Here is a 249-nt window from a genome sequence, read left to right as displayed (position 1 = left end):
AGTGATTTTCTTGATAAAGAAATCATTGCCGGTTTTAATATTGTGGATATCAAAGTTTGCCCTGCACTGCCGGTCTGAATCATTCCCCCAGCTGACGTTTAAGGTGCCTTTATCGGGTAAACCGCTCAGGTAGACCTGTCCGTCATCACCGACAATACCCGACGATTCATGCCCCCCGGACGCCCCGGTCAGGGTGGCAATGGCACCAAAGGGAACAAAGGCCCCGCCCTGCCGCAGCGTGATTAACAG

Annotated in this window: 1 protein-coding gene; it reads right to left on the bottom strand. The window is 52.6% G+C overall.

Going from position 1 to position 249, the window contains the following annotated elements; genetic code table 11:
- Nucleotides 1-249, bottom strand: a 249-nt coding sequence (locus Q1A40_RS23060; RefSeq protein ID WP_300006104.1) for a FimD/PapC C-terminal domain-containing protein, incomplete at both ends; no start/stop codon positions are given.

This window comes from uncultured Cedecea sp., assembly GCF_947498825.1.
Classification (GTDB): domain Bacteria; phylum Pseudomonadota; class Gammaproteobacteria; order Enterobacterales; family Enterobacteriaceae; genus JGM124.
The sequence above is the reverse complement of the archived record's forward strand: the minus strand, read 5'-3'. Positions and strand labels throughout refer to the sequence as shown.